Source organism: Erwinia sp. MYb416, assembly GCF_037479575.1.
In the GTDB taxonomy this organism is placed as follows: Bacteria; Pseudomonadota; Gammaproteobacteria; order Enterobacterales; family Enterobacteriaceae; genus Erwinia; species Erwinia rhapontici.
Genome location: NZ_JBBGYT010000437.1, coordinates 228474 through 253343, shown reverse-complemented (window position 1 = coordinate 253343; position 24870 = coordinate 228474). Strand labels below are relative to the sequence as shown.

26 protein-coding genes are annotated in these 24870 nt (G+C 53.4%); 14 read left to right on the top strand and 12 right to left on the bottom strand.

Going from position 1 to position 24870, the window contains the following annotated elements; all coding sequences use genetic code 11:
• From WH277_RS09385 to WH277_RS09360, 6 genes are all read left to right on the top strand, one after another.
• The coding region (locus tag WH277_RS09385; protein WP_339505378.1) for a hypothetical protein at window positions 1–193 on the top strand (193 nt) is incomplete at its 5' end.
• 107 nt (window positions 194–300) lie between these two features.
• Window positions 301–564: a PAAR domain-containing protein gene (locus WH277_RS09380; RefSeq protein WP_133844521.1), complete on the top strand. Its 264-nt coding sequence runs from the start codon at window positions 301–303 to the stop codon at window positions 562–564.
• Window positions 565–567: 3 nt separating this feature from the next.
• The gene (locus WH277_RS09375; RefSeq protein WP_171149466.1) at window positions 568–1410 is read left to right on the top strand and encodes a TagK domain-containing protein; all 843 of its coding nucleotides are present in this window, start codon (window positions 568–570) and stop codon (window positions 1408–1410) included.
• 23 nt (window positions 1411–1433) lie between these two features.
• Window positions 1434–2231 carry a type VI secretion system accessory protein TagJ gene (locus tag WH277_RS09370; protein ID WP_133844525.1) on the top strand — a complete coding sequence of 266 codons (798 nt, stop codon included), beginning with the start codon at window positions 1434–1436 and terminating at the stop codon, window positions 2229–2231.
• Between the two features lie 10 nt (window positions 2232–2241).
• On the top strand, window positions 2242–2733 hold the full coding sequence (locus WH277_RS09365) for a type VI secretion system baseplate subunit TssE (RefSeq protein ID WP_167864207.1): 492 nt from the start codon (window positions 2242–2244) through the stop codon (window positions 2731–2733).
• A 189-nt stretch (window positions 2734–2922) separates the two neighbouring features.
• The gene (locus tag WH277_RS09360; RefSeq protein ID WP_133844529.1) at window positions 2923–3318 is read left to right on the top strand and encodes a polyketide cyclase; all 396 of its coding nucleotides are present in this window, start codon (window positions 2923–2925) and stop codon (window positions 3316–3318) included.
• 62 nt (window positions 3319–3380) lie between these two features.
• On the opposite strand, the gene fhuB is transcribed toward WH277_RS09360, so the two are convergent.
• From fhuB to WH277_RS09335, 5 genes are all read right to left on the bottom strand, one after another.
• Window positions 3381–5279 carry a Fe(3+)-hydroxamate ABC transporter permease FhuB gene (gene fhuB / locus WH277_RS09355; protein ID WP_159338368.1) on the bottom strand — a complete coding sequence of 633 codons (1899 nt, stop codon included), beginning with the start codon at window positions 5277–5279 and terminating at the stop codon, window positions 3381–3383.
• Window positions 5279–6175: an ABC transporter substrate-binding protein gene (locus tag WH277_RS09350; RefSeq protein ID WP_339505373.1), complete on the bottom strand. Its 897-nt coding sequence runs from the start codon at window positions 6173–6175 to the stop codon at window positions 5279–5281. The genes fhuB and WH277_RS09350 overlap by 1 nt, the downstream gene beginning before the upstream one ends.
• Entirely contained in the window at window positions 6175–8544 is a 2370-nt protein-coding gene (locus tag WH277_RS09345) for a TonB-dependent siderophore receptor (RefSeq protein ID WP_339505371.1), read from the bottom strand. Before WH277_RS09345 ends, WH277_RS09350 begins: the two co-directional genes overlap by 1 nt.
• A gap of 90 nt (window positions 8545–8634) precedes the next feature.
• The gene (locus WH277_RS09340) at window positions 8635–9687 is read right to left on the bottom strand and encodes a FecR family protein (protein ID WP_339505369.1); all 1053 of its coding nucleotides are present in this window, start codon (window positions 9685–9687) and stop codon (window positions 8635–8637) included.
• Between the two features lie 4 nt (window positions 9688–9691).
• Window positions 9692–10192 (bottom strand): RNA polymerase sigma factor, encoded by a 501-nt coding sequence (locus WH277_RS09335; protein WP_133844539.1) that lies wholly within the window; start codon window positions 10190–10192, stop codon window positions 9692–9694.
• A 315-nt stretch (window positions 10193–10507) separates the two neighbouring features.
• On the opposite strand from WH277_RS09335, the gene WH277_RS09330 reads away from it, so the two are divergent.
• On the top strand, window positions 10508–10720 hold the full coding sequence (locus WH277_RS09330) for a YdgH/BhsA/McbA-like domain containing protein (protein WP_133844541.1): 213 nt from the start codon (window positions 10508–10510) through the stop codon (window positions 10718–10720).
• A gap of 71 nt (window positions 10721–10791) precedes the next feature.
• On the opposite strand, the gene WH277_RS09325 is transcribed toward WH277_RS09330, so the two are convergent.
• Entirely contained in the window at window positions 10792–11658 is an 867-nt protein-coding gene (locus tag WH277_RS09325; RefSeq protein WP_133844543.1) for a helix-turn-helix domain-containing protein, read from the bottom strand.
• Window positions 11655–12272 carry a TetR/AcrR family transcriptional regulator gene (locus tag WH277_RS09320; RefSeq protein ID WP_339505367.1) on the bottom strand — a complete coding sequence of 206 codons (618 nt, stop codon included), beginning with the start codon at window positions 12270–12272 and terminating at the stop codon, window positions 11655–11657. The genes WH277_RS09325 and WH277_RS09320 overlap by 4 nt, the downstream gene beginning before the upstream one ends.
• A 246-nt stretch (window positions 12273–12518) precedes the next feature.
• Between WH277_RS09320 and WH277_RS09315 the strand changes: the two genes are divergently transcribed.
• From WH277_RS09315 to WH277_RS09295, 5 genes are all read left to right on the top strand, one after another.
• Window positions 12519–13550 (top strand): LacI family DNA-binding transcriptional regulator, encoded by a 1032-nt coding sequence (locus WH277_RS09315; protein ID WP_133844547.1) that lies wholly within the window; start codon window positions 12519–12521, stop codon window positions 13548–13550.
• A 193-nt stretch (window positions 13551–13743) separates the two neighbouring features.
• The gene (locus tag WH277_RS09310; protein WP_227535478.1) at window positions 13744–15174 is read left to right on the top strand and encodes a sugar porter family MFS transporter; all 1431 of its coding nucleotides are present in this window, start codon (window positions 13744–13746) and stop codon (window positions 15172–15174) included.
• 32 nt (window positions 15175–15206) lie between these two features.
• Window positions 15207–16127, top strand: coding sequence for a TIM barrel protein (locus WH277_RS09305; protein WP_133844549.1), 921 nt, complete (start codon window positions 15207–15209; stop codon window positions 16125–16127).
• Between the two features lie 13 nt (window positions 16128–16140).
• Entirely contained in the window at window positions 16141–17313 is a 1173-nt protein-coding gene (locus WH277_RS09300; RefSeq protein ID WP_133844551.1) for a Gfo/Idh/MocA family protein, read from the top strand.
• 362 nt (window positions 17314–17675) lie between these two features.
• Entirely contained in the window at window positions 17676–18239 is a 564-nt protein-coding gene (locus WH277_RS09295) for a hypothetical protein (RefSeq protein ID WP_339505365.1), read from the top strand.
• Between the two features lie 7 nt (window positions 18240–18246).
• On the opposite strand, the gene WH277_RS09290 is transcribed toward WH277_RS09295, so the two are convergent.
• Both WH277_RS09290 and WH277_RS09285 read right to left on the bottom strand, forming a co-directional pair.
• The gene (locus tag WH277_RS09290; RefSeq protein ID WP_133844554.1) at window positions 18247–18528 is read right to left on the bottom strand and encodes a hypothetical protein; all 282 of its coding nucleotides are present in this window, start codon (window positions 18526–18528) and stop codon (window positions 18247–18249) included.
• Between the two features lie 160 nt (window positions 18529–18688).
• The gene (locus tag WH277_RS09285) at window positions 18689–19582 is read right to left on the bottom strand and encodes a LysR substrate-binding domain-containing protein (RefSeq protein ID WP_167864200.1); all 894 of its coding nucleotides are present in this window, start codon (window positions 19580–19582) and stop codon (window positions 18689–18691) included.
• 157 nt (window positions 19583–19739) lie between these two features.
• On the opposite strand from WH277_RS09285, the gene pckA reads away from it, so the two are divergent.
• Window positions 19740–21356, top strand: a complete 1617-nt coding sequence (pckA, locus tag WH277_RS09280; RefSeq protein ID WP_133844558.1) for a phosphoenolpyruvate carboxykinase (ATP) — start codon at window positions 19740–19742, stop codon at window positions 21354–21356.
• Between the two features lie 50 nt (window positions 21357–21406).
• Here the strand turns inward: pckA and WH277_RS09275 are convergent, their stop codons facing one another.
• Window positions 21407–21934 carry a cysteine hydrolase family protein gene (locus WH277_RS09275; protein ID WP_339505361.1) on the bottom strand — a complete coding sequence of 176 codons (528 nt, stop codon included), beginning with the start codon at window positions 21932–21934 and terminating at the stop codon, window positions 21407–21409.
• 624 nt (window positions 21935–22558) lie between these two features.
• Here WH277_RS09275 and WH277_RS09270 point away from each other — a divergent pair.
• Window positions 22559–23191: a LysE family translocator gene (locus tag WH277_RS09270; protein WP_167864276.1), complete on the top strand. Its 633-nt coding sequence runs from the start codon at window positions 22559–22561 to the stop codon at window positions 23189–23191.
• On the opposite strand, the gene WH277_RS09265 is transcribed toward WH277_RS09270, so the two are convergent.
• The gene (locus tag WH277_RS09265) at window positions 23181–23951 is read right to left on the bottom strand and encodes a helix-turn-helix transcriptional regulator (protein WP_159338360.1); all 771 of its coding nucleotides are present in this window, start codon (window positions 23949–23951) and stop codon (window positions 23181–23183) included. The genes WH277_RS09270 and WH277_RS09265 overlap by 11 nt on opposite strands.
• A gap of 36 nt (window positions 23952–23987) precedes the next feature.
• Window positions 23988–24554, bottom strand: coding sequence for a manganese efflux pump MntP (mntP, locus tag WH277_RS09260; protein ID WP_133844564.1), 567 nt, complete (start codon window positions 24552–24554; stop codon window positions 23988–23990).
• Between the last annotated feature and the right edge of the window lie 316 nt (window positions 24555–24870).

Genomic DNA, 24870 nt, shown 5'->3' with positions numbered 1-24870 from the left:
GCCTGTGACCGAGCCGCCAGTGACCAAGCCGCCTGTGACCGAGCCGCCAGTGACCAAGCCGCCTGTGACCGAACCGCCGGTGACCGAGCCGCCAGTGACCAAGCCGCCTGTGACCGAACCGCCGGTGACCGAGCCGCCTGTGACCAAGCCGCCTGTGACCGAACCGCCGGTGACCCCGACGTGGGGCCCCTAAGCAACGGGGATAAACACTAAAAGGGCCGGACCTGACTCAAGCCAATCATGGCGAAACAGTTCGGGCCCTTTTTACTTGATCATGAATTAATCAACATGAGGTGATTTATGCAAAATGCAGCCAGAGTTAGTGATGCAGTCTGCCACGGTGGAGTGATTGTTTCAGGTTCAGGCGATACCACGATCAACAGCTCTAACGCCGCTATCACGGGCGGCAGCGTTGCGACCTGTGCCATTCATGGTGCTGCACCGGTTGCTTCCGGTTCGGGATCTGTGTTTATCAATAGTTGCAACGCAGCCCGTCTGGGAGACGTCTGCGGATGCGGTGCCGCAGTCGCCAGTGGTTCTGGTGATGTTTATATCGGTGGATAAATAATGTACTTATCAATCACCTGGCCTGATCAACACTATCGCTTCAAACTTGATGAATCTCATACATCAGAAGCGCGTGTGGGCTTCAACGTCATAAAGGGGGAGTTTTCAGACGAGCATCCTGCTCTACCAGAAGAGAATACTGTGTATTTTTACTGGACACTCGCCGGGTTCGCCGTTTTCAATGCCTGTAGCGATTATGTCTGTATCATTGATGGGATCCCTGTTGAAAAGAACGAAATTCGCACCCTGAATTTAGGTTCAGAAATACAAATAGGCCATTATAATATTCAGGCAGTGGTGAGCGAGAGCACGACGGCTCTTGATGATATGTTCTATACATTGAATGGCTATGAAACCGACAGAAGCAACACTCACATTCCTGAAATAGAAGATATTTTACCGAGTGGCGCTCATTATATTGCCGATCTTAATTACTCAAATGAGATGTTCTCGGAAAGAGTCAGTGAGAATGATGCAATTAAGCCGCTAGAAACTGAATATAAGAAGTTCCTGATTTGGGGGCAGATCAACAGCAATCTTTATAATAAGGATGAAAAAAAATCTCATTACGTTATTAATGATGATGGTTTCTTTGATGCTACCCGATCGGATATGCAATCGAAAACCATCATGGAGTGTATTCTGGATGCTCCTTCACTGATTGATAAAGTCTGGGATGAACTTGAAGTTGCCAACCTGCAGGATGATGTTCTGTATGAAGAAGAAAAATATGAAATATTAATGCTACTGGCGCCGGAAAAATTCACGGCAAAAGAGAAAAAAGTTATACCTGAACTTGCTTTCCAGGATCTTTATAAGATTGGTCTGGACAGTCATTACTAAAATATACTCTGAAGGAAAAGTAGATGGATACTACAAAGTCATTATATGGATCGTTGAAGACCGCCTCACTTGAGGAGGTTCTGGCGAATTGTTTGTCTCAGGTTAAAGCTAAACCTGATGATATCTCCTTACGTGAAACACTCTACAAACTGTACTGTATTGAAGGTTCGTGGCAAAAAGCATTGATGCAACTGCAAACCATCGAAGTCATTAATAGTGATTCATTACAAGAAGTGGAAATTGCAAAAAACCTGATATTCAGTGAATTAATCAGAGAAGAAGTGCTGCGTGGCGAACGCTTACCTGGCATGCTCAATCTTGAGTTACCCGAATGGATTAACTTGTTAAATCAGGCAAACAAGTTACTGTCTGACGGAGCGCTGAACGAGCAGGACGAACTGCGTAGCCAGGCTTTCTCATTGGTGAATGGAAGCGCCGGGGAAAGTCCGCACATAGGGTCCTTTTCCTGGATTTCAGACAGTGACGGGCGTATTGGGCCTGCCTGTGAGTTTATCGCTGCCGGTGGTTACCGTTGGGTACCCTTCTCCGAGATAAAATCATTAAGCATTGAAAAACCTAAAGAAATCATCGATCTGATCTGGTCTAAAGCCCATATTCAGACCCATAGCGATGTGTATTACGGTTACATCCCTTCACGCTATCCCCTGATGGAAAATGCCAGTAAGGATGCCAAACTCGGTTTAGTCACAGAGTGGGAAGATGTCTCTGCCACCTGTTCCAAAGGATCAGGACGCAAGGTCATCATTACCGATGCAGGTGATTTCTCTTTACTGGAAAGCGGAAAAATAACGTTTGCCTGAGGATTCAGTGATGGAAAAGAAAAGGCAGTTTTTGCCTACATTACTGGAAAGACTGCAGGATGACGAGCCGAAAAAAAGTAGTGAACGCTTTGATGAATTTTTTTTTGATTCGAGAAAGATGCGATCAATTGTTCAGAAAGATATCGCTACGATGCTGAATAACACCAACATCGAAGACAGTCTTGATGAATACAGGCACAATCTGGTCGCCGATTCAGTGGTAAACTATGGCGTAAGTGCCCTGGTCGGAAGCTTTGCCAATCAGCATCGATGGCATTCGATTGAAAAAAATATCAGAACAGCGATCTTGAGATTTGAAACAAGGATTATTCCTGAATCACTGATGGTGCGTTCGCTACTTACCGAAGAGCACCCCACGAAAAATGGTATGATTCTTTTTGAAATAAGAGGGCTTATTGACTGGCATCCTCATCCAATCGATCTCTGTTTCCACGGACGTTATGATGTAGAAACCTCGCATGCTGAAATAAAAAGCATGTAAATGACAAGATTCCTCACCGTAGCGGAAAGCTGCGCTAGCGGTGAGGGACCTTATTCAGGTCAGACCGCCTTCACGTTTGTCGCTTCAGTCCTCGCGCTTCGCTACCCAGTTAACACAATGGAACGCTCCTCCTTCCCATCTTCCTTTCAGGATGGTTAAATCCGTTATTGACCACTGACCGGAGGTATTATGCTGTCCTCACATACTCTTAGCCTGGCTATCCATCGTAACTGGGTAGATTTGTATGAAACGATCTGGAAACCGGAGTTTTTCCCCAAGTGGGCTTCGGGTCTGAGTCAGGGGCCGCTTGAGCCAGATGGCAATAGCTGGAAAGGGCGTGGCCCACAGGGACCGGTCAAAGTACGCTTCACCGAACATAACCCGTTCTGCATTATGGACCACTATATTGACAGCGGTTATAGCAAAGAAATCTTCGTTCCTATGCGCATTGTCGCCAACGAAGAGGGCTCACAGGTGTTAATCACCGTATTTCGCCAGCCACTGCTGTCGGATGAAAAATTCGCCCAGGAACTGGAATGGGTGAAACGTGATTTACAGGCGCTACATCAGCTGCTGACCACCTGACAGCCAGAGAGACACCGCCGGACTGGCCAATATCAGTCGCAGGCAGATGCGTCGGCACTCATTCAGCGCCGACGTAGTTGCCATAAAAACCAGGGTGCGCCGATCAGTGAGCAAAGTATCCCTGCCGAAACGGGCCACGGCCAGGCGATGTTACGTCCGAGCCAGTCGGCCAGCACCATCAGCGTTGCCCCCAGCAATGCTGCCAACCCAATCTGAGCGGACACACTGCGCGCACCACTGTAGCGAGCAAGCTGTGGAGCGATCAGTCCGACAAAACTCAGCGGCCCGATCAACAACGTACCGCCCGCCGTTAGCGCCGCCGCCAGCAGCAGAATTAACAGACTATGGGTACGCAAATGCAGCCCCAACGACTGCGCGGGCTGTGTGCCCAATCCCAGCAGTTGCAGACCACGCCGGAGCAGCAGCGTCAAAGGAATCAACACGACCGCCAGCCCTGCCCCGAACAACGCAACGCTGGCCGTGATACCTGCGGTCGAGCCAGTGCTCCAGTTCAGCAATTGCAACGCACGCGGGTCACCGCTTAGCATCAGCAGGCTGGTCAGCGCGCCGCTGATACTGGTCAGACACAACCCCACCAGCACCAGACGCTGTGGTTGAAAACCCCGCCGGGCCCCCAGCCACAACATCGCCCCGGTCGCCAGCAGGCTGCCGAGCAGCGCGGCAGGAAACATCCATGATAACGGTCCCGCCAGCATAAACAGTAGCAGTATCGCCAGGGATGCGCCGCTGCTGATGCCCAGCAACTCAGGGCTGGCCAGCGGGTTGCGCGTCAGGCGCTGAATTAACACACCCGCCACCGCCAGCATCGCTCCGGCAGCCAGCGATCCCAGCAGCCGCGGCCAGCGCCACGCCAGCAGCATCCCTTCAGTGAACTGACGATTCCATCCCAGCGACAAGCCGATCGTCAGCAACAGCAGGCACAGGAGTAGTGCGATCTTACGGCCACCCAATGGTGGAGAAAAAGCAGGTACATCCGCTGCGGCCTGAGGAAAACGAATGGTCCGCTGGCGGGACAGCAGCAGCAGGATCAGCGGCGCACTGAATAATGCGGTAATCGCGCCGGTTGGCACATCGCCCGCTGCGGGAGAAAGTGACTGTGCCAGTTGGTCAATCAGCCATAACAGCAATGCCCCAAAGGCCAGGGTCCAGGGTAACTGCTGGCTGAAACGGCGTACGCCCAGCAGCCGCACCAGTGCGGGAGCCGCCAGGCCAATAAAGCTGATAATGCCTAGCTGACTGGTGACCAACGCACTGAGCGCCACGGCGATCAACAGCGTCAGCAGGCGAACGGTCAACGGTGAAGCGCCGAGGCTGGCGGCACTCTGCTCTGACAGACCGATCAGCGTTAACGGTCGAGCCAGCAGCAGGCTTCCACCACTCAGCAGCAGCAACGGCAACAGCAGCAGACGCACACTGTCCCAGCCATTCTGACTGAGTGCCCCCGCCTGCCAGCTGAACAAATCGCTGAGATAGTCGTGGTTAAACATGACCAGCAGCGTAGAAATGGCGCTGGCATACAGGCTCAGTACCATGCCCGCGAGGAGGATGTTCAGCGTCGCCAGTTGCTGCTTCGCCACCAGCAACAGCAGTAACAGAGTGGTGATGCCCGCGCCCACTAGCGCCACCGGTGCCATCCCCCACACCAGCAGACCGGGTGCCAGCACCAGCGCCAGCGCAATCGCCAGATTCGATCCAGCGGCTACGCCAAGAGTGGCAGGTTCGGCCAGCGGATTACGCAGTACCTGCTGGAAAAGCAGACCGGCCAGCGCCAGTGCGCCTCCGGCCAGCAGGCTGATCGTCAGTCGGGGGAGAAAACTGTAGTGCAGCAGCAGGTGACCGTTGCCCTTGTCGTGCAACAACGGCAACAGATGGTGGGCCGTCAGCGCCAGCGCCAACAGCAGCAAACCGCAGAACAGCGCCAGCGGCGCATAGCGTGACATCAGGGTTCACTCAGCAGCCGCAGCGCCAGGCTGTCGGCAAGACGCAGGGCGGTGCGTACACCACCAAACGGAAAAAAGGGGGGCAGCGGGACGGCATCGCCCTGCTGCACCAGAGGAAGATGCTGCCACAACGCGCTGGACTGCCGTGCCTTGCGCAGCCGGTCAGCGGTGGTGGGCAATTCACTATAAAACAGCCGGGTATCAGCCAGAGTCGCCAGACGATCGATGCTGACATTCGCCAACCCAATGCGGTTACTCGGCTGTTGCCAGGCATTTTCCAGCCCCAGCCGATCCAGTACGCACTGCACCAGACTGTGCTGACCATAAACCGTGGCATGCTTACCGTCCTGATTGAGCACCGCCACACACACTTTCGGACGCGCACGCGTCGCCAGTTGCTGTCGTAAATCAGCCAGATGCTGGCTGGCCGCATCCAGCAATTGTTGTGCCTGCGCCAAACGATTAAGCCGGGCCGCCAGCGGCAGCAGCCAGTCACACAGCGACTGCCAGGCATCCCCCTCCGCCGGGTAGATATTCACCACTTCCACCGGAGCAATCCGCGCCAGCGCCGCCAGGATTGACGGCGACAGCGCATCACTGAGGATCAGTGATGGCCGCAGTTGGGCAAGATACTCCAGATTGGGTTCCCAGTAAGGGCCGATATCCCTGACCACGGCAGGCAGCACCGGGTCGGGGATGCGGCGGCGAAAATAGCCGCTGTCGGAGATCGCCAGCGGCGTGATCCCGAGCGTCAGCATCAGCTCCGCTGCCGCCCAGTTAATCGCCACAATGCGATCTGTCGCCAGCGGCTGCGCGTACAGATCGCGACTGAACGCCAGCGGTGCCAGCAACAGCGCTTTCAGGCAGTCGCGCCGCCGCCACAATCCCTGTGACATCAGAAGTTATATTTCACGGAACCAATCAACGTACGCTCCTGGCCCGGATAGCAGCTGGTGGTGCCGTCACAGGTGCCAACATACTGATGGTTCAGCAGATTCTGCACATTCATCCCGAAGGTCAGATGCTGGTTAACCTTATACGCAGCGCCCGCATCAACCAGAGCAAAGTTCTTCACCGCCACCGTATTTTCATTATCGCCATACATGCTGCCGACGTAGCGTGCGCCGCTGTTCAGCGTCAGGCCATTCAACACGCCCTGGGTGAAGCCATAGCTCAACCATACTGACGCCATATGTTTCGGGACGTTAGCCTGTTTATTGCCCTGCACGCCGTCATTGCTCTTGGTGATTTCCGTATCGGTATAGCTGTAAGACGCCAGCGCATGCAGATTGTGCGTCAGCTGCGCCTGGGTTTCCCACTCAATACCGCGTGAACGCACTTCGCCCGAGGCCGTCTGGTAACCGGTCGCCAGGCCATTGACCAGTTCGTTGGTCAGCACATTCGTTTTGGTGATTTCAAAGGCTGCCAGCGTCATCAACAGGTCAGCATCAGGCTGGTATTTGATCCCGGCCTCAACCTGGTGTGCCTTACTCGGCGTGAACGTATTATTGCTGCTGTCTGTACCGCTGTTCGGCGTAAAGGACTCAGCATAACTGATATACGGCGCCAGGCCGTTACCCACCAGCCAGGTCAACCCGGCGCGACCGGTCCAGGCATCTTTATCCAACCAGTTGGTGTTCTCCGTCAGGTTGTTCTGGGTACGCATACTGATATCGTCATGTCGCCCACCCAAGGTCAGCAGCCAGTTCGGCGTCAGGGAGATCTGGTCCTGCGCATAGACGCCAAGCTGGGAGGTGGTCTGATTGTTATTATTCACCAGCGTGGTCGGGTCAGAAATATCCACACCGTACTGGGGCTGGAAGATATTCAGCGTCGGAGCAGCCTGGTTAAAGCGTTTTGCGTTACCGTCCAGCCAGCTGTAATCGATGCCGGTCAGCAAGGTGTGATTGATCGTACCAGTGGCAAAATCAGCCTGTAACTGGTTGTCGATGTTGAACGCCTGCATATGCTCATCAAAACGCACAGCATTGCGTGCCTGGGTGCCTGCGGTGTAATCCGTCGCGCCCGGCAGCAGGTTATTGAGGATGGTATCGGTCTGACCAAAACGCAGGTTCTGGCGCAGCTGGATAGCATCATTCAGTTGATGACTAAACTCATAACCCACGGTGAACTGCTCGTTGCGGAAATGGTTATAGCTGTAATCGCCCAGCAGCGTATCGGTGACTTTGCCATCAGGCTCCGTCAATACGGCGATGGTGCCGCCGGAGCTGTCGCGCAGGTAGTCGGCACGCAGCGTCAGGCTGGTGTCGGCATTCGGCAGCCAGGTGAATGAGGGGGCGATATACACGCGATCATCTTTCACTTTCGGGCCGTTGGCGTACTGGAACTGGGTATTGCTGTCGCGCGCTACCCCCACCAGACGGTAGAGATAACGGCTGTCATCATTAATCTTGTCGCTAAGGTCGAACTGCAGCTGGCGGCGGTCGAAGTTGCCAAGCTGCACTTCCACTTCATGCACGCCCTGGGCGGTCGGCAGTTTGCTGACGCGGTTGATAATGCCACCGGCATCACCCAGGCCAAACAGGGTGGATGACGGGCCGCGTACCACATCGATGCGTTCCAGTGCATACGGCTCGGTACGGAAATAGCTGTAGCTGTTGTTGAGCTGGCGCAGACCGTCACGATAGTCGTTAGTGGTTAATGCATTGAAGCCACGAATATAAATCCAGTCATAGCCTTTTGGGTCAACGCCGTAGGTTTCGGTTTTTACCCCCGGCACATAGCGCAGTGCTTCCGTCACACTTTGTACGTTCTGGCGGTCCATCTGCTGGCGACTGATCACGGAGACTGACTGCGGGACGTCCAGCAGTGAGCTGTTGGTTTTGGTGGCGCTGCTGGTCTGCTGCGGAACACTGCCGCCCTGCTGGCCGCTGTTGGCGGTGACTGTCAGCGTGTTGCCATCCAGGGTATCGCCCGGCTCGACGGTGACCATATCGTTCTGGCGACTGTAGTGCAGGCCACTGCCCTGTAACAGGCGGTCGAGGGCGCTTTCCAGCGTCATGGTGCCGCTCACGGCAGGGGCGGTTTTATTGGCGACCGCCGATGGCGCAACGATAAGCTGAACGCCAGCCTGTTGTGCCAGCGCGTTCAGCGCCGACGACAACGGCTGCTGCGGCAGTGAAACTGCCACGGTTGTACTTGCCGCAGCAGCATAAGGCGCCAGCGTATTCAGTGCGATAGCCAGCGATACTGCGCTGTATTTAAGAGATTTTCCCGGCAGTGCAGCAAAGGTAAACAGAGCCATGTGTCAGTTCCCAAAGGTTATGTAATAAGAATCATTTCCCTTAGTAGACGCACAGGTCGACAAAACCCTGACGTCACATCGCCATTTTTTTTACGACTTTTTTGCTTTGCTGTTACGCGGCACGATCAGTGTGCTGTCACCCTGCTTCTTCAGTACCACCGGCAGCACGGCGGGTAGCGCTCTGGCAAAACTGTCCAGCCGCTGCAATTCGAAACTTCCTGTGATGCGCAAATCCGCCAGCTGCGGATCTGCCTGATAGTTCACCGCACCGTAGCGGGCGAATTCGGCCAGCGCCAGCGGTAGCGGGGTGTTATCAAAGTTGACTCGCGCCTGCTGCCAGGGGGCGACCGCCTGCGGAGCAATGGCGTTTTCTGCCACCAGCAAACCACGGGCATCACTGCGGCCCTGTTGCCCGGCGCGCAGCACCTGAAGATGAGCATCAGCCTGAGACAGTCCAACGGTTTTCACCAGTCGCCACCAGCTGTATTCCCAGCCTGACAGCGGGCCAACGCGCACGGCACCGGAACGCACTGCGACATCCACCCCTGCCCCACTCATCGAGTGCGGAATATAACGAACGCTGAAGGCGGTGCCGAGTACCGTCACCCGTGACGGGCCACTACGCACCGTCAGAGGGCGTTCTGCCTGATGCGCCACCTGGAAAAAGGCCTGCCCCTGCTCCAGCCACACTTCGCGCCGCTGCGGATAAAAAGCAACACGCAGCCGGGTGCCTGCATCCAGATTCAGTTCACTGCCGTCAGGAAGGGTAATCAGACGCTGTTCGCCGCGTGCAGTGGCGTAGCTCTGTTCGAACTGAGCCGGGGCGAGGCTCTGCCAGGCAGGCCAGACCAGCACCGCCAGCAACAGCATCGCCAGTGCAGGCCAAAGCAGTCGGGTCCGCCGTGTCGGGGCGGACAGTTCGCGCCGGGTTTGCTGGCGCAAGCGGGCAATATCAGCCGCAGGCAACGCACCCAGTTGCTGCCACAGGCGCTGCGCCCGGGCAAACTCAGCAGCATTGTCGTCATCAGCCTGCCAGCGCGCAAACTCCCGCTGCTGCCGGGGCGTTAACCCTGCCTGCTGTTGTAGTAGCCAGTGCTGGGCTTTCTCCGCCCGTTCGGTGCGTGAGGAATCAGAGGTATTCATCGCATTATCCCTTGCTGTCCTGCCAGCGTTCGCTGCATTCCCGGCAGGCCGTCATCGCCCGAATAATATGTTTTTCAACCATATTGGTAGAAATCCCCATCTGCTTCGCCACCTCATTCTGTGAGAGCCCGTCAAAACGGTGCAGCACGAACGCCTGACGACAGCGCGGTGGCAGACTGTCGATAGTCGCCACCAGTTGAGCCGCATACTGGCTGCTTTCGGCCTGAGCCTCAGGCTGCCAGCCGCCGGGTGCGACAATACAGGATTCATCGATGTCATCAAGGTTTTCATGGGATTGACGCTGCTGATGGCGATAGCGGTCGACCAGCAGGTTACGTGCGATGTGATAGAGCAGGCCGCGCGGTGATTGCACCGGCCCACCGGATGGCAACGTCAACGCCCGGCTGAACGTTTCTTGCGTCATCTCCTGGGCGCTGTCGCGGTCGCGCAGCTTACGCGTCAGAAAGCGCAGGACTTCTACGTAATACTGTTCAAACGCTGACACGATAGGTTCTCACTGGCGACAGAGCAAAGCGGCCGCCTGAGCGTAGCATTAAGTTGAATGATAATCATTTTTATTATTACGCGAAAGGAAGAACTATTTTCGGGCAGCCAATGTCATGCAACGTCAATCTACTGCGTGAAATAACGTTGTCAGTCAGCGTTCTGCAAGCAATGTAAAACGCCGTCAATTTTCAATCAAATTATTTGATATAGATGAGCAAATCACTCCGCTATCACTACTTCATTAGCAAGCGTAGTATTGCTTTCAACGAGGCAACAAGCCTCAATCATACAAACTTAATAAAGGAACTACCCCATGAAATCCATCAAAACTTTTGCAGCAGTTATCGTGCTTTCTACCGTTTCTTTCGCCAGCTTCGCACAAAGCGTGACAGCAACCGGTTCAACGCTGGACAGCGCAGAAGCCAGTATCGCCGCTCAGGCACAGCAGGCGGGTGCATCGTCTTACAAAATTACTGAAGCCAATACCAACAATGGCGTTCACATGACAGCTGAACTGCTGAAATAACACCGACAGACAGTTTACGGTTATATGCCCGGTCCCTGGATAACAGGGAACGGGCATACCCGATCCTGCAATCAGACAATCACTGGCACATAGTAGTCGATGCGACCGGTAGCGGAACTTCTGATGCGCTGCGGATCGATGCGCTCAATATCGTAGCCATCACGGCGCACCGCGCCCGCTGTCGGCAGAGCATGTTCATAAATCAGCTTGATGAAATCAGCGAACTGCTGCACATCGCCGCTGAAAGTGAAATGCAGATAAGTTTGCTTTTCGATATCCACCTGCACCAAAGGCTCTTCCCCACTTGCCGTATCAGGATCAAAGCAAGCCAGGTACTGCAGGGTGGCGCAATCATCGGCACGCGGGCCACCTTTGATCACATTGGTCAGACCGTACAGCGCGGTGGGTTTTGCCACCGCTGACGCCAGTCGCTCCCGCCATAAAATGGCGCGTTGATCCCAGCAAAAGTGGCAAATGGTATCCAGCGTGAAAGCATAATCCGTCACGCGCCCCTGCAAGGTCATCGCATCCAGCTCGACCAGTTGACCTTCAGGAACAGCCATTTCGCTGAGGTTAATCGGCGGACACAACCCTTTGCATGACCAGTGCAACGCATCACGATACTGTGCGGGCGTCACATTGAAATGGCGCTTGAAGGTTTTGTGGTAGACGTTATGGCTGGAGAAACCGTGCTCACTGCCAACGGAGTCGATCTGTTTATCAAACAGACGCAGCATCACCGCACTGGAGGTCAGCCGCCGCTGACGACAATACGATGCCAGCTTCTGCCCGGTCACCTCTTTGAAAATACGTTGCAGATGCCATTTTGAATAGCCCGACTTTTCAACAAAGTCGTTAATGGTCAGCGGCGTATGGATATTCCCTTCCAGCCAGTGCAGCAGTTGATGAACAACTTCCTGTTTGAAGGTCGTTTTCACGATAAAGGTCGCTCTCTGGTGAGTGTCAGCAAAATGTTTTTCAGGGATAACGCGTCACGAATGCCGCGGGCATTACCCAGTGAATAGGCCAGCCATGCGCCATCGGCCGCCAGTCGTGCCACCTCATGCTGTGGAAGACTGTCCGTCTCGTGGTGGCGTTGCAGTCGCCCCGCCAGCCACAACGACCAGCGTTCACACAGCTCGGGTGATGCCATCATCGACAGCGATAACGGGATCCTCAGGCTTTTCTCCGCCTGTAAAATGTCATCAAACGCCACGCTAATATACGCACGCGTGAAGCAACCGGATGATGGCTCGTCAGCGGCCATGACACGGTCAATAGCTTGTTCATTCTCCGCGAGCAAACTCTCGAAGACCGCATCCAGCAGGGCCTGCTTATGGGGAAAATGATGAAAGAACCCGCCTTTCGTCACGCCCGCAGCAGCAGAAACGGCCTGCACAGTGACGCCTGTCAGCCCCTCCAGGGCGGCAAGTTCGGCAGCGGAGTGGATCAGCGCCGCCCTGACCTGTTCCGGTTGTTTTTTACGCTTATAACCCCGTTCACAGCAGAGCGCTTCGCGCAGTGAATGAGATGATGTGGGATGTTTAATCATGACGTTTTCGGCTAAAAGATACCACGCGGTATGTTTGCAGAAAGATAGCATAATTTTGGAAATATCTGGTTTTTTTTACCTTTACTGACACCGGCCAAAAATGAAATTTTTAAATCTTATTTTGTGCACAATAAAAAAAATAATCTGATGAGCGTCATGTCCTGAGTATTTAGTCCTCTGCCTGTACTGTTGCCCTGTGGGCAGACGTGATAGTTTTTTGTCATTGCTTATATCAGGGAATCCAGGATGAAAAAAACCACATTAACGGACATCGCCCGCGAAGCTGGCGTGGGTGTTGCCACGGTCGACAGGGTACTGAACCGACGAGCTCCCGTTCGCCCGGACACCGAACATCGCGTGGTTCAGGCCGCGTCCCGGCTCGGCTATCGTTTTGATCCTGATTTTCTTAACGTCAGCGCCCCACGCCAGAGTTCAGGTTCGCTGCGGATTGGTGTCATTCTGCTGTCGCGTGACTACTCGTTCTACGATACGTTTTCCCGGGCACTGGAACAGCACGCCGCACCGTATTTACAGGAGGGCACCCGCATTGAATTCGCCTTTCATGATATCCATGCCATTGAAGAAACGGCGGCAACGATTGATGAACTGAGCGATCACGTTAACGTGCTGGCACTGATCGCGCTGGATAATGCGCTCATCCGTCGGGCGGTGGAGAAAGCCACACAAAAAGGCGTAAAAGTATTTACCGTTCTCTCCGATCTCTCGCCCTGTGGCCACGCCGGGTATATCGGCCTGGATAACCGAAAAGCGGGCCGAACCGCCGCATGGGCTGTTCAGCGTCTGAGCGGCCCACCGGGAAAAGTCGGGGTGATTGTCGGTGATAATCGCTTTTTATGTCAGGAAACCTGCGAAATCAGCTTCCGTTCGTACCTGCGGGAATACGCCACCGGCCATACGGTACTGGAACCGGTTAAGAGTTTTGAAAACGTTGAGCGGGGCTATCAGGTCACTGCCGAACTGATTCATCGCCACCCTGAATTGTCCGTGATCTATGCGCCCTGCGGCGGCGTGGAAGGTGTCGTCAATGCCCTGCGTGACAGTGCCCGGCGGCAGGACATTACGTTAATCTGCCACGGCCCGTTGCAGGATGCTCAGCTGGCACTGATCGACGGCACGCTGGATATCATGATAGCCCATCGACTGGACGAGCTGGCCGCCCGCGTCATTGAGGCGATGCAGCAAGCCAGCATCGAGGAACGTGGTGGCTTTATCGCCCTGACCAGCAGTTTCGAATTGATAACCAAAGAGAATTACTGACGCACTGCGGGTCAACAGCGAAATCCGACAGAACTATCGAATAACTCACTGAAATAGCGGAAATGATAGAATATTATCATTTAAAGCTATCAAAAATAGTGAGATCACCATCAAAAAACAAACATTCCATCATTGTAGGTAATGGAATGTTTGTTTGATACTCCCTTCAAATAATAACTGAAGGATCTCCTCCGTGCCTCTATCAACACCAAAACATAACATGGCCTATGTGATGGCGATTTGCGCCGTTGCTGCCCTCGGTGGTCTGCTGTTTGGCTATGATTCGTCGGTCATCTCCGGCGCTATCGAACCTATCAGCCACCACTATCAACTCTCACCTGCCGAAACGGGCTGGGCGGTGTCTAACGTCATCATCGGCTGTGTTATTGGCTGTCTGGTGGCAGGAAAACTGGCTGACCGTTATGGCCGTAAAAAAATGCTGATCGTCACCGCCATTCTGTTTGTGGTCTCCGTTGCCGGCACTGCACTGGCCCCGGACTTCACCACCTTTGTGGTGTTCCGCATTATCGGCGGACTGGGCATCGGCCTTGCCTCGGTGATCTCCCCTATCTACATTGCCGAAGTCGCGCCGAAAGATTATCGCGGTCGGGCCATGACCATGCACATGATCTGCTGCGTTGGCGGCCAGGTGCTGGTGCTGCTGACCAACTACCTGATTGCCAAAAATGCCGATCCAGAGTGGCTGAATGCCTACGGCTGGCGCTGGATGCTGGGTGCCGCCTTTGTTCCCTGCATCCTGTTCTTCCTGTTTGTCGGCTTTATTCCTGAGTCACCCCGCTGGAACGCGATGGTCGGCCGCAACGAGCAGGCACTGAAAACCCTGTCGCGCATCTCCACCCCTGAGCATGCACAACGCGTGATGAACGAGATCCAGGAGTCGCTGCGTTATAACGCCGATAAGCAGGTGAACCGCGAGCGCGTCAGCTTCAACCGTAAGACCTCGATCTTCCTGGTGATTGGCGTTGGCCTGGCCATCTTTAACCAGCTCACCGGCATCAACGTCATCCAGTATTTTGGCCCGACCTTGCTGATGAACGTGACCCATAACATGCAGGAAGCGATGTACATGACCATCTGGCTGGCGGTGCTGCAGTTTGTGGGCGTGGTGGTCGGCATGATGCTGATCGACAAAATGGGACGCAAATCACTGCTGCTGATCGGTTCCCTCGGCTCTGCCGTCTGCCTGCTGATCACCTTCTATACCTTCTACAGCGGCATGACCGGCTGGGTCTCCGTTATCGGCCTGTTCGGCTTTATGTTCCTGTTCGGCGGCACCTGGGGCCAGGTGGTGTGGACGGTGATTGGTGAAATCTTCCCCACCCGCCTGCGCGGTGCTGGCATGGGCTTCTCTATCTGCGCCATGTGGGCCGGTAACTTCTTTGTCAGCCAGTCCTTCCCGATGATGAACCAGAACGCCTATCTCAACGATAACTTCCACGGCGCCTTCCCACTGCTGCTGTTCGCGGTGTGTTCACTGGCTTCCTGGTGGTTTGTGAAAGCTCTGCTGCCTGAAACCAAAGGGGTTTCACTGGAAAAAATGGAAGCGCTGATTCTGGAACGCTTCAACACCCCCCAACAAGAAAGCAAAACAGCCACTCGCTGAGTGCGATTTATTGATAAAGAAAGGACACCGAAATGACTATTCATATTGCTAACGCACCCTGCAGCTGGGGCGTCGATGACCCAAAGAACCCGCACCTGCCGCCGTATGAGAAAGTGCTGAAAGAAGCCGCACAGGCCGGTTACAAGAGCATAGAGCTGGGTCCATGGACGTATCTGCCAACCGACCCGGCACTGCTGACCGAAAAACTGAACCAGTACGGGCTGACGATTGTGGCGGGCACCATCTTTGACGATCTGGTGAGCGAAGCAAACTTCCCGGCGATGATTGAGCTGACGCATAACCTGTGCCGCAATGTCTCGCAAGTGCCGACGGCAACCCCGACTCACGGCGACAACCTTCCTGCGCCCTACCTGGTGATTATCGACTTTGGCGATGCAGAACGCGCACGTCTTGCCGGGCAGTACGATAAAGCCGTGCGCCTGTCCGACACCGACTGGCAGCGCATGATGAGCCACATCACCGAGATCAGCCGTATCGCCAAAGGGTACGGCGTACGCCCGGTTATCCATCCGCATGCAGGCGGCAGCATTGAGTTTGCCGATGAACTGGCAAAACTGGTGCAGGACATCCCGCACAGCGTGGCTGGCCTGTGTCTGGATACCGGGCATCTGTACTACGCCGGTATGGACCCGATCCCTGCGCTCGCACAGTACTTTGACCGAATCGACTACCTGCACTTTAAGGATGTTAACGACAAGGTATTCCGCGATGTGATCGCCCGTGAGCTGGACTTCTTCACCGCCTGTGCCGAAGGGGTGATGTGTCCGATTGGCAAAGGGGCCATCGACTACCCGGCAGTGCGTGCCTTCCTGGCCGAACGCCACTACCAGGGCTGGATCACCATTGAACAGGAACGTGACCCGCGCAATGCCGATGGCAGCCTGCACGACGTGACCGAAAGCCTGCGTTACCTCAACTCTGTTGGATTCTGATTAAGGACTTACCATGATTAACGGCATCAAACCTCTCGATCGCTCCCTGCGCTGGGGCATGGTTGGCGGCGGCGGCACCAGCCAGATCGGCTATATCCACCGTTCAGCGGCACTGCGTGACAACACCTTTACCCTGGTGGCGGGCGCATTTGATATTGATGCGGCACGCGGCCGCGCCTTCGGTGAAAGCCTGGGCGTGACGGGCGATCGCTGCTATCCCGATTATCAGACGTTATTCCAGCAGGAAGCTGGGCGCGCTGACGGCATTGAAGCCGTATCCATCGCCACGCCGAACAACACGCATTTCGCCATCTGTAAAGCCGCGCTGGAATCGGGCCTGCACGTGGTGTGTGAGAAACCGTTGTGCTTCACCACCGCAGAAGCCAAAGAGCTGGCGGAACTCAGCAAAAAACAGAATAAAATCATCGGTGTCACCTACGGTTATTCAGGCCATCAGCTGATCCAACAGGCGCGCAGCATGATTGCGGAAGGCCTGCTGGGCGATATCCGTATTGTGAATATGTCGTTCTCCCACGGCTTCCACAATGAAGCGGTGGAACTGGCGAACCCCAGCACCCGCTGGCGTGTTGACCCGAAATTTGTCGGGCCAAGCTACGTACTGGGCGATCTGGCCACGCATCCGCTGTTCCTCGCGGAAACCATGCTGCCTGACCTGAAAATCACGCGTCTGATGTGTTCCCGCCAGAGCTTTGTGAAAACCCGTGCGCCGCTAGAGGATAACGCCTTTGTACTGATGGAATACGACAACGGTGCCGTGGGATCGCTGTGGTGCTCTGCGGTGAACTGCGGATCGATGCATGGTCAGAAGATCCGCGTGATCGGATCGAAAGCCAGTCTGGAGTGGTGGGACGAACAGCCGAACCAGTTACGCTATGAAATTCAGGGCGAGCCGGTACGCATTCTGGAGCGCGGCATGGGCTACCTGGCCCCGCGTGCGCTGGAAGAAGACCGCATCGGTGGCGGCCATCCGGAAGGGTTGTTCGAAGCCTGGTCAAACCTCTATCGTCGCTTTGCCGTAGCAATGGATGCCACCGATCGTGGTGATAAAGCGCTGCTGGCAGACTTCTGGTACCCGGATGTTCATGCGGGTGTTGCCGGTGTGCAGTGGGTTGAACGCTGCGTTGAGTCGGCCGATGCCGGCGCGACCTGGGTCGATTTCGAATAACGACGCGAGCGGGCGGACCGAAACAGCAGGTCCGCCCCTACAGCAATCGCCTCAACGTAGGGTTCGACCTTTTTTTCCGGTCGAACCCTGCTGATGGTTTTCACTCACCATAATGAATACCTTCTTTATCCAGCTGTTTTTAGCTGAATCTGTAGAACTCATTTTTAACCCTCCGTATTTTCTTTATTTTTTCATTATTTTTACTAAAGACAACCCCTTGAATATGTGTAATAACTCACATTGCGTGAGTTTAACTTTCGCGAATTTTAATTATGACACAATGATTATCGTTCTGGTTCATGATTGCATATCAAATCATAACTTCATCAGTAATTTTACGTTTAAAAAACAAGGAAGGTTTTATGGAATATTTCAAAGGAACGGGGATATATCTTATAAAAGAACAGATATACACCAAGTCAGGATTACCGAGCATTGCAAACACAATAGGCCCAACCTCTATTCAGGTTGTAAAGTCTGTTTATCATTTAATGAGAGAGCAAGAATTGTTTTATAATGATAGCCCGGTGAACTATAGCAATGTAAACACTTGGGGTAAATTCAAAATTTCTTTTGGGATTGGCATTAGTGAAAAAGATAAAAAGAATGGAAAACTAATTTTCAACCTTGAGTATTGCGGTTTTAGTACTTTTATAACTCCAATTGATGGGTTCGATAGAATTTTACCCAGGTGGTTATCTAGCAAACATAAGATCAGTGCGCCAACACCCTACAAGTTCGGAAGGGATCCGATAAGTTCCGTGAATCTTTATGACAGTATAAGATCAAAATTCTTTATTGAAAATGGTGGGGATGGCGCACCTATTTCCCTGGCAAAGTATAATTCAAAAACAAAAGAGATAATATACATAAATAGTGAGATTGAATTTATATCCATAGCTAAAAAACTAATGAAAATCAAGTAACTCACGATCAGTAAATAAATACTTTAAATATAACCGAAACAATTAACAACCAGCAAGGAATTGAGAAATAAAATATATCTTTATTTTTCTTGCTGGAATTCACATAGAGCAGAACTATTAGCACCATGAGTATTATGGAAATATAGGAAACTTGCAGAGGAACACTTCCGTTTGCAACAACAAAAGAAAAATACAACATAATGCTGGATACAATTTTAAAGAGTTTTATCTCCTTGGTGAAGGCAATAACACCAACACACAAAAACATTAAAGAAATTATTTCAGCCATTTCATTTCTCCTTCCTTGAAAAATTATTTTCATATTATCATTGTTGTTTTGTTTTTGTAAGAAAAATAAAATTAATGCAATAATTTTATTTACCTACCAGTTCCCTGCAAGATGACTAAGCTCTATCCATCCTGATGACAGTGACCAGCCCCACTATTGGTTATTCCCGCCGTGTCGGTTGCGCGCGAATATACTGCCAAAACCGTTCAGCGGAAAGGTTCAGCCTGGAGCCGGAACGGTAAACATAGGCGCTGATCCCGAGGGAAACAGAAGGGTCCATAATTGCCAGTTTTCCCTGGCTGAGTTCCTCTTTTATTGAGTACTGCGGTAACCAGCCCACACCCTGCCCGTTAACGATCATACGCTTTAACAGCTCACTCATCGACGAGACAAAACGCAGCGTAAAAGTGTCCTCAGACAATGTGTCGATCACCTGGTTAACCTGCCGTCCCATATAGCTGTCGGTAGCGTATTTCATTAACGGCAAAATATCGTGGCTCAGGGAGTACAACGGCTGACCATCATCATCGCAGGGGGTGACCAGATGGAGATGAGAATCAAAAATCTTGTGATGAACAAAGGGATAGTTCATTAACTCTTCGTTATAAAAACTCAGAATAAAATCACATTTTCCCTCTTTCAGGTTATAGACCGCATCATTCACATTAATCGATTCCACATAGTGGATGCGCTCATTGCTGTCATTATACCCGGCAATCATTTCGGGCAGCCACAGCACGGAAAGAGAGGGGGCCGCATCGATCTTGATGCTCTGCCGGAGGTTATCTAACCCTTTGATGCGGTTGAGCTGAAAATCCATATCGTCCAGCATATTGCGTGCATAGCCGATGAAGTTTTTACCCTGTTGCGTCAGCTGTAACGGGTTTTTGCTGCGATCAAAAATCATAAAACCCAGCGCGGATTCCAGCGACTGTATGCGTCGGCTAAACGATGACTGTGAGATGTTCCTTTTCTCCGCCGCCAGGGTAAAGCTCCGGCTCTCTTCCAGCGCAATCACATCATAAAACCATTTCACTTCAAGGTTACCGATCACCGCTGTCCGTCTCCCGCATCGCAAAAATAGTATGCAAATTTTGCATCCAGAATAGAAATTATGCAATTAAAGCATCTGTTATCCGATGCTAGTATCCGTGGAATAGTTCGCAACAAACCATTAACTCATCCTCAGCCCCTAAATAGTCAGGTATCTCATGTCCAGCACTGCATCCCTTAACACAGCCTTGTCAGACCTTGGAATCACCGACCTCCAGGACGTGATTTACAACCCCAGCTATGAACTGCTGATGGCGCATGAAACCGCGGCGGACTTAGTGGGCTGGGAACGCGCAACCATTACCGCCTCCGGTGCAGTAGCCGTGGATACCGGGGAATTCACCGGACGTTCACCGCGTGATAAATACATCGTGCGCGATGCACTGACCGAAGATAACGTCTGGTGGTCGGATGCCGGTCAGGGCCGCAACGATAATCATCCTCTCTCACCTGCCGTCTGGTCAGAGCTGCGTGCACTGGTCTGCACGCAGCTGTCAGGTAAAAAACTCTACGTTGTCGATGCCTGGTGTGGTGCGAATAAAGACTCGCGACTGGCAGTGAGGGTGGTGACCGAGGTCGCCTGGCAGGCACATTTCGTGAAAAACATGTTCATTGTTCCTTCCGCGGAAGAGCTGGCGAACTTTACCCCTGACTTCACCGTGATGAACGGCTCCAAATGCACCAACAGCCAGTGGCAGGCTCAGGGGATGAACTCTGAAAACTTTGTGGCCTTCAATCTCACCGAGAAAATCCAGCTTATCGGCGGCACCTGGTACGCGGGTGAAATGAAAAAAGGTCTGTTCTCGGTGATGAACTACCTGCTGCCACAGCGTGGCATCGCCTCGATGCACTGCTCTGCTAACCGCGGCGCGGCGGGTGATGTCGCTCTGTTCTTCGGCCTGTCAGGCACCGGGAAAACCACGCTTTCCACCGATCCACTGCGCGAGTTGATTGGTGATGATGAACATGGCTGGGATGCCGAGGGCGTGTTCAACTTCGAAGGTGGTTGCTATGCCAAAACCATCAACCTCAGTGAAGCCGCAGAGCCGGAGATCTACCGCGCTATTCGTCAGGATGCGTTGCTGGAAAACGTGGTGCTCAAAGAGGATGGAACCGTCGATTACGCGGATGGCAGCAAAACCGAGAACACCCGCGTGTCCTATCCGCTCTCGCATATTGAGAATATTGTCCGCCCGGTTTCCGCCGCAGGCCACCCGTCGAAGGTGATTTTCCTTGCCGCTGATGCCTTCGGCGTACTGCCTCCGGTTTCACGCCTGACCCGCGAACAGATGAAGTATCACTTCCTGTCTGGATTTACCTCAAAATTAGCCGGTACGGAACGCGGCATCACCCAGCCGACACCGACGTTCTCGGCCTGCTATGGCGCGGCGTTTTTAATGCTGCCGCCAACGTGCTACGCCAGCGTGCTGGAAGAAAAAATGAATGAGACTCAGGCGGAAGCCTGGCTGGTTAACACCGGCTGGAATGGCGCAGGCAAGCGCCTGTCACTGCGGGATACGCGCACTATCATCAACGCGATCCTGAACGGCACCATTGAGCAAAATGATAGCCAGTTGCCGATCTTTGGGCTGGCCATCCCGGCGCAGGTGCCGGGTGTTGACGATGCGCTGCTCGACCCACGTAATGGCTGGGAAAGCGCAGAAGCGTGGCAGCAGGCAGCCGAAAAATTAGCCCAGTTGTTTGTCGCGAATTTCGAGCAGTACACCCGCACGGAAGAGGGTGCACGCATCGCCCAGGCAGGCCCGACCGCATAACAGGTGAAGCCGGCATTGAGACTTTTTTCTGCCTCAATGCCGATAACTGACTAAAAACGGATCTCTTGCGTCGTCAGCAGCTGCACAAATGGCCCCGACAACGTCGCATTATGATGGGCAATAATCTGCTCTGCCGTTAACACCGCATTATCCGTGGTGCTGTGTGCATCGCTTACCAGCACCACCTCAAATCCCCGATCTGCCGCCGCACGACAAGTGGTATCCACGCAATATTCGGTCTTCATCCCCACGATCACCAGCCGTTTTATCCCGGCATTCTGTAGCCAGGCCAGTAACGGTGTGTCGGCAAAACAGCTCGGACGCGTTTTGTTAAAACAGCGGTCAGAATCCAGCAGTGGCAGTTCAGGTGCGATTTGCCAGAGTTCACTGCCTGCGGCAATCGGTGAACCCGCCGCGCCGGTGTGCTGGGCAAAAAACAGCGGTATCTGCTGCGCGCGCGCCGATGTGATCAAATAGGAAACGTGATCCAGCAACTGTGCTTTGTTATGGGGCACCTGCGGGCCGTGCACTAAACCTGCCTGCATATCGATCACGAGCAACGCGGAGGCGTCAGACATGGCATTTCTCCTTTATTCTGGCTTCAGTTGAACCGGCAACAACGGAGAACAATGCAGCCCCGTCGGTAACCGGCGGGAGGGGAAAGGTTTGCTAACTACTCAGCCACGCAAACTCGCCACTCTCCGCCAGAAGCGGTGGTGGTCGTGGTGGTGAGGAACAGCTGAGTATTTTGCATAGCAGTCAGATTCGCGCAGGACGCACGATGATGCAATATTTTTATAAAGTGATTATCAGAAGAGGTGATAACCATCGGTCAAATCCCTGACCGACGCGTTATCGAGGGTGTTCGGTGCAGCCGGCGCTTAAAGAACAGCGCCTGGCGGTACGTGTTTGAAGGTGTCGACATAAACCCGGAACACGTATTTGAAGAATTTTTTCATGATGACCTGTTTGCAGCTTTTGTTGAAAATCGCTAAAAAATTATACATGCCGCGCGTTTTTCAGGCAATATTTTATGAGCCAGATCACAAAATTGAGTTAATTATGCCGATAAAAAGGTAAACCGTTGCTAAACGGCAAACCCGGCCCGGGATGAAATCCCGACTTGCTGCGCAATTTTTTCCAATATTTCTGCAAGATGCCTGATGATAATGGCGGCCTCACTCATCCTGGATCGGACGCCAATGCCCTTCTCTAATGGTTTTCTCCTCAGTCTTTCCCTGTGCCTGGATATCGGCATCGCCAACATTGCGATGATCACCCTGGCGATGCAGCGCGGTTTTTTCCATGGCTTCTGGCTGGGGATCGGCACCTGCGTGGGCGATCTGATCTATGCGGTCCTCGCGATGGCCGGAATGGCGGTGCTGCTGCAGTTCACTCCGGTACGCTGGGTATTGTGGATCGGCGGCTCCCTGATCCTGCTGTGGTTTGCCTGGAAGATGGTGCAAAGCGCCCTGCGCCCGACCGCAGAACTGAGCGCCGGGGATATCGGTGAAGCACTGAGTCTGCGCCAGAATTTTTTCCGAGGCATCTTCCTTGCCATGTCCTCACCCACGGCAATCCTGTGGTTTGCCGCCGTCGGCGGGGCGTTGATTTCGCGGATGAGCAGCAACGGCACCGCGGCTTCAGGCTGGTTCCTGAGCGGATTTTTCCTTGCAGGCGTTGTCTGGACGGCCGTGCTGTGCACGGTGGGCAGCGTGGGCGGACGGATGCTGGGGGCAAAGATGCTACGCTGGTCGTACATCGCGTCAGCGGTGATTTTTTGCTACTTCGCGGGTTACGTTATCCTTTCCGGTTACCGTGAATTTATTGGCTGAAGATACGCAGATAGTGATGCGGCGTAATGCCCATCATCTTCCGAAAGCTGTTAATAAAATGGCTCTGATCGTAGAAACCCAGCCGGTGCGCCACATCCAGCGCACTGTGCTGGTGCCGTAGCAGGTTACGCGCTGCCAGCAGGCGCAGCTGCATATGATATTGCAACGGCGCAATGCCGATCTGCTGGCGAAACTGACGCACAAAATGATATTTACTCAGCCCGGCGGCGGCGGCCAACTCATCCAGCGTCATCTTCATCGTCAGATTGTCACGCATGCACTCCAGCGCCCGCCCGATGGTGACGGGTGCCAGCGGGGTCTCCTCCCCATGGCTGTGTTTCAGCAGTTGGCTGGTCAGCCACAGCAGGTTTTGCTGCTGAACCTGCTCTTCATCCGGCGACAACACATAACCACATATCGCCGCGAACAATGCGGGATCGCGCAGCACCCCTTCCCGCAGGATCGGCAGTGATCGATCGGTGAGATCGGCAAAAACCTGTTGCGGTAAATGAATGCTAAAAAACTCAACCGGCTCGGCTCCAAACTGCGAAGACTGGAGCGTTTCAGGGTTATAAATGGTGATATCCCCGGCATGAACTGACAGGGTTTGCTGATGGAGGCTGAGGGTTTCAATGCCGCTGAGATTCGCACTGATGACATATTCTTCGTGGGTGTGCAGCGGGAAGGCCGCATGACTGGCGGTCAGATGTGAACATTCAATGTGATTACGGCTGTTCCAGTCGACTACCGATAACGCCATACCCACTCCGCCCCAGAAAGAGGCCGGAATTTCTGTTTACCGGCCCAGATGTTCAATCAAAATACTACAGCCGATACCAATGAGCACTACGCCGCCGAAAATTTCTGCCCATTTTCCCATCACCGGGCCAAGGAAGCGCCCCAGCAGAATACCCGCAGAGGCCATGACCATGGTGGAAAAACCAATCGCCAGCGCAGTGGTGACGATATTCACCTGCAAGAAGGCCAGGCCGACGCCGACTGCCATAGCATCCAGGCTGGTGGCGACAGCCGTACAGGCCAGCAGCCAGAAACCGTGGCTGGTTGGCGCTTCTTCTGGTTTGCACTCTTTCTTACGCACACCTTCAACGATCATCCGGCTGCCAAGAATAAACAGCAGTCCGAAGGCCACCCAGTGGTCCCACGCCATGATGTACTGGCTGGCAGCCAGACCAATCGCCCAACCAATCAGCGGGGTGAGTGCTTCAATCACACCGAAGATCAAACCGGTACGCAGTGCTTCTTTCAGGCTGGGGCGATGCAGACTGGCCCCTTTGCCGATAGCGGCCGCAAAGGCATCCATCGACATAGCAAAAGCCAGAATAAGAGTGGCGTATAGGTTCATTGTATTTATCCGGTCTGAAACCGCAGTTGCGTTCCAGTTCGTTAAAACATCAGCTTATGTTGGAAAAATAATCACAAGCTCGTTCAAGTGAAGCGCATCCTAGCACGCTAATCGCCAGAAAAAAAGACAGTAAAATCAGGGATTTGAGTATAGCCTTGGCTATACTTTTTAACGATTGCTATTTTAGCGGGGAAAATGTGGGCGAAAACTCTAAAAGAATTACCGTCTTACAAAAAGTGTAGGGATATACATCCCTGCGGGGGTTGGGGGATATTTCGCCACTTTTCAGCATCAATATCCCCACCTCATATGTCCT

Coding starts and splice junctions, on each gene's coding strand:
- WH277_RS09380 (WP_133844521.1), top strand. CDS start 301: ATGCAAAATGCAGCCAGAGTTAGTGATGCAGTCTGCCACGGTGGAGTG.
- WH277_RS09375 (WP_171149466.1), top strand. CDS start 568: ATGTACTTATCAATCACCTGGCCTGATCAACACTATCGCTTCAAACTT.
- WH277_RS09370 (WP_133844525.1), top strand. CDS start 1,434: ATGGATACTACAAAGTCATTATATGGATCGTTGAAGACCGCCTCACTT.
- WH277_RS09365 (WP_167864207.1), top strand. CDS start 2,242: ATGGAAAAGAAAAGGCAGTTTTTGCCTACATTACTGGAAAGACTGCAG.
- WH277_RS09360 (WP_133844529.1), top strand. CDS start 2,923: ATGCTGTCCTCACATACTCTTAGCCTGGCTATCCATCGTAACTGGGTA.
- fhuB (WP_159338368.1), bottom strand. CDS start 5,279: ATGTCACGCTATGCGCCGCTGGCGCTGTTCTGCGGTTTGCTGCTGTTG.
- WH277_RS09350 (WP_339505373.1), bottom strand. CDS start 6,175: ATGTCACAGGGATTGTGGCGGCGGCGCGACTGCCTGAAAGCGCTGTTG.
- WH277_RS09345 (WP_339505371.1), bottom strand. CDS start 8,544: ATGGCTCTGTTTACCTTTGCTGCACTGCCGGGAAAATCTCTTAAATAC.
- WH277_RS09340 (WP_339505369.1), bottom strand. CDS start 9,687: ATGAATACCTCTGATTCCTCACGCACCGAACGGGCGGAGAAAGCCCAG.
- WH277_RS09330 (WP_133844541.1), top strand. CDS start 10,508: ATGAAATCCATCAAAACTTTTGCAGCAGTTATCGTGCTTTCTACCGTT.
- WH277_RS09320 (WP_339505367.1), bottom strand. CDS start 12,272: ATGATTAAACATCCCACATCATCTCATTCACTGCGCGAAGCGCTCTGC.
- WH277_RS09315 (WP_133844547.1), top strand. CDS start 12,519: ATGAAAAAAACCACATTAACGGACATCGCCCGCGAAGCTGGCGTGGGT.
- WH277_RS09305 (WP_133844549.1), top strand. CDS start 15,207: ATGACTATTCATATTGCTAACGCACCCTGCAGCTGGGGCGTCGATGAC.
- WH277_RS09300 (WP_133844551.1), top strand. CDS start 16,141: ATGATTAACGGCATCAAACCTCTCGATCGCTCCCTGCGCTGGGGCATG.
- WH277_RS09295 (WP_339505365.1), top strand. CDS start 17,676: ATGGAATATTTCAAAGGAACGGGGATATATCTTATAAAAGAACAGATA.
- WH277_RS09290 (WP_133844554.1), bottom strand. CDS start 18,528: ATGGCTGAAATAATTTCTTTAATGTTTTTGTGTGTTGGTGTTATTGCC.
- pckA (WP_133844558.1), top strand. CDS start 19,740: ATGTCCAGCACTGCATCCCTTAACACAGCCTTGTCAGACCTTGGAATC.
- WH277_RS09275 (WP_339505361.1), bottom strand. CDS start 21,934: ATGTCTGACGCCTCCGCGTTGCTCGTGATCGATATGCAGGCAGGTTTA.
- WH277_RS09270 (WP_167864276.1), top strand. CDS start 22,559: ATGCCCTTCTCTAATGGTTTTCTCCTCAGTCTTTCCCTGTGCCTGGAT.
- WH277_RS09265 (WP_159338360.1), bottom strand. CDS start 23,951: ATGGCGTTATCGGTAGTCGACTGGAACAGCCGTAATCACATTGAATGT.
- mntP (WP_133844564.1), bottom strand. CDS start 24,554: ATGAACCTATACGCCACTCTTATTCTGGCTTTTGCTATGTCGATGGAT.